Genomic DNA, 7,495 nt, shown 5'->3' with positions numbered 1-7,495 from the left:
GAATCAATGGGGACAAGGAGTGAATCTAGTTATGAATCTAGTTATGAAACGAGCTTTGGATTGGAAAACATGTGTGTCGTTTAGCGTCGCTGCGAGCATGTTGTTGATGACGGCGTGTCGCGGTGGCAGCGAGCAACAGCGAGGCACCGGTGTGAAGGCAGTGATCGGCGCGTCAGAGTTGCATGCTGAGCAGGACACAAACCTCGCTCAAGTTATTGGGCGCCTTTCGTTTACCGAAGGCTCGTGTACGGCCTTTGTGACGGGGGCGCGTGAGATCACCACGGCAGCTCACTGCGTCGATGGCACGTCTGCAGCTGATCTGGGGGCGCTGCAATTCAAGACTGCCGCAGGCGTGGCAGCTAGCGTGAACGAGGTGGTCAGGATCGACCCTGTCCACGATGTGGCGGTGCTCCGGGTGGATACTAACTTTAATCATCAGATGCCTAGCCAGATGTCTGGCACCGACTCTCAGCGTGAGACGGTCAAAGTGGTTGGCTTCAGCGGTGACAGGGAGGAGCTGCTCGCTAGCGCTCCCTGCGCCTGGGAGCCTAGTGAGGAGGCTGGCGCCATGATCACTCACCTTTGTGATACGGAGCCCGGAATGTCGGGCGCACCGCTGGTCAGTGCTGATGGGCGCGTCTTAGGCGTCCATATCGGGCACCTCGGGAGCACGCAGCAGAATGTCGCTGCGGATGCGACAAGGTTCACGGTGGAGGAGCCGCAAATGTCTCTCGCAGACCAAGACACTAGCAATACCAAGGTCGATCAAGAGTGGGGACCAAGAATACGGTTACCAGAAATCAAGCTAGAGCTGCCGCCAGAGCTGCGACCCGTCAAGCTGGAGCCGCGTCACCTGGCTTGCATCTATGCGCTCAACGCTGGCCTGACGGATTCAAGCTTTTGCGGGACCTGCCTCGCAGCAGCCGGTGTGGCGACGGCTGGAGCGGCAGCTGCCGCCTGCTCCGTACCCTGCGGTATGGCCGTGGCAGACTTGGCTGCCGTGATCATTAGCTGTCAGTAATCGTGCGGTACCCTAACAATTTTGTGAGATGAGGAATTAGCGATGACACAATTTATAAGATCCTTGGTTTTAATTGTGGTTAGTGTGAGTCCCGTGCCTGCATTGGCGGCCCAATTTGGCGGCTACCTGACAACCCAGTCCGCGACGGGGGTGTCGCTCTTTGGCGAGGGGGCCCTGACGGAGGACAGCGGCAGCACTTTAGTCGCAGGTTTGGACGTTGGTGGGCGCTCTTATGTCATGAAGGGAGCTGACACCATCACGCGTCTCTTAATGAGCCCCTATATCGGCACGGAGACCCCCATCAGCCCTACCCTGTCGCTGGCCTACCGCTTGGGTATAGGAGCAAATCTGGCGGGGGATAAAACCGACTTTGGCTTCATCAGTAACAAGGTCTTTTTCAAGATGGGGCATGATTCCTTTGCCGCGCGGCGCACGCCTTCGGGCCCCATATCCGGCATGATGGCCGGTTGGGAGTTGACCATCAACGGTAAGCAGCCAGAGCTTAACGGGACGGAGCTACGACCGCTGGAAGTATCGGTCTTTTTAGGGACCGTATACTGATGTGTCCTGCGGGCCTCGCGGGGCGCCCGCGCGAGAGGTCCTAGAAAACAGCCTTTAAATCCGGTACAACTACCCAGTAACAGCAAAGGATCACATGCTATGGCTACAGTTCTCGTTACGGGTGGTGCTGGATTTATCGGCTCTGCGGTAGTGCGTAAACTACTTAACGACACGACCGACTTCGTGGTGAATGTCGATAAGTTGACGTATGCGGGCAACCTCGACTCTGTAGCCCAAGCGGCCAAAAAACACCCAGATCGTTACGCCTTTGAGCAGGTCGATATTTGCGACGGCGCGCGCGTAGCGGCGGTTTTTGCTAAGTATAAGCCGGACTATGTCATGCACTTGGCTGCAGAGTCGCACGTTGATCGTTCGATCGATGGCCCGGGGGAGTTTATCCAGACCAATATCTTCGGCACCTACACTATGCTGCAGGCAGCCCGGGCCTACTGGCAGGAACTTGGTGAGGATAAGAAGAAGGCGTTCCGCCTCCACCACATCTCGACCGATGAGGTCTACGGATCGCTGGGTGCGACGGGGCTTTTCACCGAAACCACTCCCTACAGCCCCAACTCGCCCTACTCGGCAAGTAAAGCGTCGAGTGATCATTTGGTGCGGGCGTGGAAGGAGACCTACGGTCTGCCGACCATCGTCACTAACTGCTCCAATAACTACGGGCCGTATCACTTCCCCGAGAAGTTGATTCCGCTCATGATCCTCAATGGTCTGGCGGGAAAAAATCTGCCCGTCTACGGCACCGGCGACAATATCCGGGATTGGCTCTTTGTCGAAGATCATGCCGAAGCTCTGGTGTTGGTGGCCAAGAAGGGTCGCGTCGGTGAGACCTACAACATCGGTGGCAACTGTGAGCGGACCAATCTCGATGTGGTGCACGCGATTTGCGATCTGCTCGACGAGCTAGCTCCCGACGCCAAGATTGGGCGTCGCCGTGCGCTGATCAAGTTTGTGGCGGATCGTCCTGGCCACGATAAGCGCTACGCCATCGATGCTAGCAAGATAAAGCGAGAGCTAGGATTTAGCCCTAAGGAGACCTTTGAAACCGGTCTTAAAAAGACGGTGCAGTGGTATCTCGACAACCAGCCCTGGGTTAAACGGGTGTTGGACGGTAGCTACAAGCTAGAGCGACTGGGTCTAGGTTGAGTCGGCCGCGATGCGCGCACGCACGGCCGCTCTCCTATATATCGTAGTAGGGTTATCGCTGCTGGTTTCATACGGGTTCCACCTTTGGTACCCGGTGGCCCACTTCGATGCCGATCAGGCGATCATTGGGATTATGGGTAAGGACCTTGCCACGGGGCGGTCGCTACCGTGGACCTTTTACGGCCAAAAATACATGCTGGCTGTGGAGGCGTGGGTCGCTGCCCTTAGCTTCGCCGTGTTCGGCGTATCCGTCGCTAGCCTCAAATTGCCGCTGCTCCTGCTAAACATGGTGACGGCGTTTATCTTGGTGCGACTCCTTAGACGTGACAGCGGGCTTAAGCTTTGGCAAGCGGTCCTAGCTGTAGCGCCTCTGATCGCGCCCGCGATTCCCCTTGCGACACTATCGATGGCAACGATAGGTGCCAATCCTTGGCCTCTATTTTATCTAGCTTTGATGTGGACTCTACGGGACAGGGCCGTGATCTTAGGTCTACTACTCGCACCGGCTTATTTTCAGCGCGAGTTTGTGCTTGTGGGTTTTCTTGCTCTCATTTGTACCGATGTATTTGAGACGCGATCATTCACCCTGGGTGATCGATGGCGTAGCAGGCTCGCGACATTGCTTATTGCCTTTGCTAGCTATCACGTTCTGGTGGGGCTTGGGCAATTTAACGCGGAATTTGTCGGTGTCGGGACACCTAGGCCTAAGCTGGTGTCGCTCACCCAGCTCCTTGAGAATGGCAAGTATCTATGGGGTACGCTCGCTCCCCTACTCCTTGGACTTAGTACCGGACCGACAAGCATGATCGAGCTACCGTCCGCTGTGAGTGTCGGCCCCAGTGGCTGGGCAGAGCTTAATGCAGTTCTAGTTGTGGCACTGACTGTGATGATTGGTGTCACCACTCTCGTGGCTCTGGTTAGAGGGCGCGCAAAAATCAGCGGCGATCGTCGTTTGAGTCTACCACTTTACTTGATCATAGCTGCGTGTGGTCAGCTTGCTCTTTATTTATTGTTTATCGCCAAGAATGAATCCGTACTCGCTAGGTACATACTGCTATTGCCAGCAGCGGTTGTTGGGGTTATCGCCCTGGCGATACTACTTTTACCAGAGCGGTCCAAGTCCCAATGGGCTGTGGCTGCCGTAGCATTGAGTCTCACGGGAGCTAATCTCATGCAAACGGCACGACTCTGGCACGATTACTTGCAGGATCCGCTGCATCATGAGCATAGCCGCCTGCGGCTGGCGGCTTTTTTACAGGCAAATGGCTACCGCTACGGCTGGGCCAATTACTGGGATGCCTACTATATTTCTTTTGTCAGCGACGAGGCGGTGATCCTCGCTGGTTCCGATCACAGCCGTGTCAGTCGCTATCATCGCCTCGTTAGCGAGCACGCAAGCGAGGCTGTGGTGCTTACCGCGCCAGGAGACTGCGCGGATCCGGCGGCCAAAGTGTTTGAGGGTGTGGCTGTTTGTCCCTTAGCGCAGTACCGCGGTGTGGTGCATGAGGCGGTGGGAAGGTAGCGGCTGTGATGTCTTCATATGTCTTTGGACAAACAATCGCGGATATTTAATGATTCGTTCCGTCAAAGAACGGTAGAAATACCCGCAAGACCAAGACGGATCAGAAATGAATGCCCCAAGTCAGAGACTCGGTAGGACGCGCGCAGGCAAAGTTATCTTGCAACCCTGGATAATCGACGAAAAAAGTCTAACTGGCTTTAGCGCGGGCTACACGGATTCGGATCACTTTGATGCCCATTCTGTGTGTGAATATTTGATTAGTTGGGAATTACTTCGGATTGGGACATCATCACAGCTAATTAACAAGTATCAGCGCATGTCTCGTTTTTACGATGGGAAGTTAACAAGAGCTGGTCGGGATCTCGAAATGGAAAGACTAAGATTAACTACGATTCTTGATGTAATCCAGCACGGCAAGCGCCTCGCTGATCGTATCTTCATCGATCACAGGTAGCTCCGGATCAAGCAAGTCGTTAAGTGCTATTGAGGGATCATTATCACCGTTTGCAAGGGCAAAAGATTTGGCATGTGGCACGAGTTTATTTTTGTAATGACCTTCACCTAGGTAGCTCACTATGTGATATCGAGCGTTTGACTGACAGAACTCAACGAGCTCGGATAGATCCGCCGGTCGGAAAATTCCCGATAAATTATTGAGCGGGAAGCCAAGCTTAGAAAGCTCATAGTAGTTCTCGATAAGACCCACTCTTTGGCGAAAATCATCGTGATTAACGAGAAGGAGTGTGCGGTCCACTTGAAACCTAGCAACCATATCAAGCTCCGTAGATCAGGCGTTGAACTTGGTATCGGAGATTCGATCAGCCACCTTGAAAGGGGGCGGCAGGTTAGACTTGAGGAGTTTGCATGTTGCGGCATTATTATGCTTAGTGTTGGACTGTTACAGCCACCACCTAAGTAAGGTAACCTCATTTACGGTGGAGCCTCTTGTGCGCTCTGACTGCGAGATATCTCCTCCATAATCTCCCTGGCGTCCTGTAACTCCGGTAGGTAGGCACAGGCCGCAGCCACAGCTGCGCTCGTGGGGTCTGCAAAATATCCTAACCACGCCCCGAGAATCATGTCGTCCAGTGGCAGTGCTTTGGCTAGCCATAGGCGGCTTGCCTTCGTGATTTCGAGAAACTTGATTTGCACCTGACCGGCAAGCTCCTCAAGCACCGCAGGCCCGGCGTCATCTTGGTGTAGCGAAAAGCTCACCTCGAACTCATGCGGCCGCTCAGGAAAGAGATCATTCGAGACGAGAAATATAGCGATCGCAGGTCGCCGCCTTTGGGCTGACGCGCCTCGAAGTTTGTGTGCAGCCGTCAACCAGCTTGAAGCTAGGTAAAGTGCGTGCTTTGGTGAGTCGGAGGTGGGCACCACCTGCAACTTCACATCAACCGCGGCACCGTCGGCAAGTGTCAGACAAATATCTAACTCGTGTCCGCGCTCGTTAAAGAGGTGGCGCGGGATTTTTGGGATCGAAACAGTTGCGGTGACGATGGGTGCAATGGGCTTTAATGCCGCGCCTAAAAACCCAATGAGCGCGGTTTGGCCATGATCCCTAGCAAAGAGCTCGCTCATCACGAGGTCAATAAATGGCGCGTGTGGAACCTCGTTGTCGTGATTTCTATGAGACGGGGGTTGAACCATGGCGAGAGTCCTGTGCGGTGAACCGAGCGGTAGTGCTCGTGACGCTGCACAGGATTGACGATGGCGAACCTAAAGTCGAACGACATGAGGCGATAAGCGCGTCATGTCCGCGGTCGCTAGATCATCAACGCTTCATCATCAAGGCTAAAGCCTCTTGCCAAGTCGCCGGCATGATGCCGTAATTATCAGCGAGTTTAGCGAGCGATAGCCGCGAATTCTTGGGGCGCCGCGCCGGCGTCGGATAGGCCTCGGTGGCGATGGCGTCGACGTCTTTGACCTTGAGTTCGGTGCCTTGAAGCCTGGCGATTCTAAAGATCTCGATGGCAAACTCGTACCAGCTGGCAAACCCGGAGTTTGTCACGTGGTAGATGCCGCCACGATCTGCGAGTGGGGCAAAGCCGTGCTTACGACTGCGCACGGAGGCAAGCATCATCGCCGTAATGTCGGCCAGCGTCCTTGCCGAGGTGGGCGAGCCGATTTGATCGCTGATGATCTTGAGCGTCTCGCGCTCACTGCCGAGCTTGAGCATGGTCTTAACGAAGTTGTGGCCGTGGATGCCAAAGACCCACGATGTTCTTAGAATTAGATGCGGCACGCCCGAGGCGACGATGGCCTCGTCACCGGCGAGCTTGGATTTGCCGTACACGTTGATTGGTCCAACGGGACTCAGCTCCGTGTGGGGCTCGGTGCCGACACCAGGGTAAACATAGTCGGTCGAATAATGCACCATCGCTGCGCCATACTGTTTGGCGCACGCTGCCAAGATTTCAGGAGCCTTGGCATTCACGGCAAAGGCTGTCGCCTCGTCTTGCTCCGCCTTGTCGACCGCAGTGTAGGCGGCGGGACTGACGATGAGACTAGGCCGCACCGCGGCACATACCTGCCTAATGGAATCGGGATCAGTGAGGTCCATCTCGAGCGCCTGAGCACCGAAGCGCTCGCCCCTAGCCACCGTAGGTACCACCTTACCTAGATGCTGAAGGCAGTTATAAAGCTCGCCCCCGACCTGTCCGGTGACACCTGTAAGGAGGATAGATGGACTGGACTGAGGCATAGTGGTCTTCCCGTGCGGCAGTTTACTGATGAGGGTCATTTTAGGGAAGGCCGGTGGATTTGGGCACTATTTTTTGCCGTTTGTCTTGGTGGTGGTCTTGATAGGTGCTGATGGGGGCCCTGGAATAAGGTCCTGTTTATCCCGTGTGCCTACTTCGACCTCATCGCCCTTTCCTTAGCCACCTCTGCCTCAGTAAGGCCCGTGAGTTCTGCGAGGCGCGCATTGGACAAGGCACTTGTGACAGCATCACTCAGTAACTTTTTGAGTAAGAATAGGCTTTGCTCCGCCCTGCCCTCTTTCTTGGCATTAGCCATTATGGAGTCCATATCAAGCCTGGCTTTTTCTCTGAGGCGTGCAATTTCACGGGCCTCGTCCTCGGCAGATAGGTCCTCTAGTGCGTCTTTGGCATCTTTGAGCTCAGGCATGGACATACAGGCCTCCTTGACAATCTGGCTATTGGGAGCGGCCAGAAACGCGAGCCATGCACCTAGAGTTACATCATCGGGTGAAAGTTGTCTCTCCTGCC

The 7,495-nt window shown here is 55.0% G+C and carries 8 protein-coding genes; 4 read left to right on the top strand and 4 right to left on the bottom strand.

The genetic code is table 11. The features are described 5' to 3' along the window. Positions 1–31 precede the first annotated feature (31 nt). The 4 genes from FJ146_18770 to FJ146_18755 all read left to right on the top strand — a co-directional run bounded on the left by FJ146_18770 (position 32) and on the right by FJ146_18755 (position 4,265). Complete coding sequence (locus tag FJ146_18770) at positions 32–1,021, top strand: trypsin-like peptidase domain-containing protein (protein MBM4254015.1); 990 nt, start codon at positions 32–34, stop codon at positions 1,019–1,021. A 42-nt stretch (positions 1,022–1,063) separates the two neighbouring features. Beyond that, positions 1,064–1,582: a hypothetical protein gene (locus tag FJ146_18765; protein ID MBM4254014.1), complete on the top strand. Its 519-nt coding sequence runs from the start codon at positions 1,064–1,066 to the stop codon at positions 1,580–1,582. Positions 1,583–1,681: 99 nt separating this feature from the next. Further along, positions 1,682–2,743, top strand: coding sequence for a dTDP-glucose 4,6-dehydratase (rfbB, locus tag FJ146_18760; GenBank protein ID MBM4254013.1), 1,062 nt, complete (start codon positions 1,682–1,684; stop codon positions 2,741–2,743). Between the two features lie 10 nt (positions 2,744–2,753). After that, positions 2,754–4,265: a hypothetical protein gene (locus FJ146_18755; protein MBM4254012.1), complete on the top strand. Its 1,512-nt coding sequence runs from the start codon at positions 2,754–2,756 to the stop codon at positions 4,263–4,265. Positions 4,266–4,647: 382 nt separating this feature from the next. On the opposite strand, the gene FJ146_18750 is transcribed toward FJ146_18755, so the two are convergent. From FJ146_18750 to FJ146_18735, 4 genes are all read right to left on the bottom strand, one after another. Further along, positions 4,648–5,037, bottom strand: coding sequence for a hypothetical protein (locus FJ146_18750; GenBank protein ID MBM4254011.1), 390 nt, complete (start codon positions 5,035–5,037; stop codon positions 4,648–4,650). A 158-nt stretch (positions 5,038–5,195) separates the two neighbouring features. Next, positions 5,196–5,915 carry a hypothetical protein gene (locus FJ146_18745; GenBank protein MBM4254010.1) on the bottom strand — a complete coding sequence of 240 codons (720 nt, stop codon included), beginning with the start codon at positions 5,913–5,915 and terminating at the stop codon, positions 5,196–5,198. Between the two features lie 124 nt (positions 5,916–6,039). Further along, a complete protein-coding gene (gene rfbD, locus FJ146_18740; GenBank protein MBM4254009.1) occupies positions 6,040–6,969 on the bottom strand; it encodes a dTDP-4-dehydrorhamnose reductase in 930 nt (309 codons plus the stop codon). Positions 6,970–7,118: 149 nt separating this feature from the next. Beyond that, positions 7,119–7,400 carry a hypothetical protein gene (locus tag FJ146_18735; protein ID MBM4254008.1) on the bottom strand — a complete coding sequence of 94 codons (282 nt, stop codon included), beginning with the start codon at positions 7,398–7,400 and terminating at the stop codon, positions 7,119–7,121. Between the last annotated feature and the right edge of the window lie 95 nt (positions 7,401–7,495).

This window comes from Deltaproteobacteria bacterium (assembly GCA_016874735.1).
GTDB lineage: Bacteria > Bdellovibrionota_B > Oligoflexia > Oligoflexales > CAIYRB01 > CAIYRB01.
Note: the sequence above shows the minus strand (reverse complement) of the source record. Positions and strands in the feature narration are given on the sequence as shown.

Bases quoted from the DNA above. Each gene is read 5' to 3' on its own strand.
- FJ146_18770 (MBM4254015.1), top strand. From the start codon at position 32: ATGAATCTAGTTATGAAACGAGCTTTGGATTGGAAAACATGTGTGTCG.
- FJ146_18765 (MBM4254014.1), top strand. From the start codon at position 1,064: ATGACACAATTTATAAGATCCTTGGTTTTAATTGTGGTTAGTGTGAGT.
- rfbB (MBM4254013.1), top strand. From the start codon at position 1,682: ATGGCTACAGTTCTCGTTACGGGTGGTGCTGGATTTATCGGCTCTGCG.
- FJ146_18755 (MBM4254012.1), top strand. From the start codon at position 2,754: ATGCGCGCACGCACGGCCGCTCTCCTATATATCGTAGTAGGGTTATCG.
- FJ146_18750 (MBM4254011.1), bottom strand. From the start codon at position 5,037: ATGGTTGCTAGGTTTCAAGTGGACCGCACACTCCTTCTCGTTAATCAC.
- FJ146_18745 (MBM4254010.1), bottom strand. From the start codon at position 5,915: ATGGTTCAACCCCCGTCTCATAGAAATCACGACAACGAGGTTCCACAC.
- rfbD (MBM4254009.1), bottom strand. From the start codon at position 6,969: ATGCCTCAGTCCAGTCCATCTATCCTCCTTACAGGTGTCACCGGACAG.
- FJ146_18735 (MBM4254008.1), bottom strand. From the start codon at position 7,400: ATGTCCATGCCTGAGCTCAAAGATGCCAAAGACGCACTAGAGGACCTA.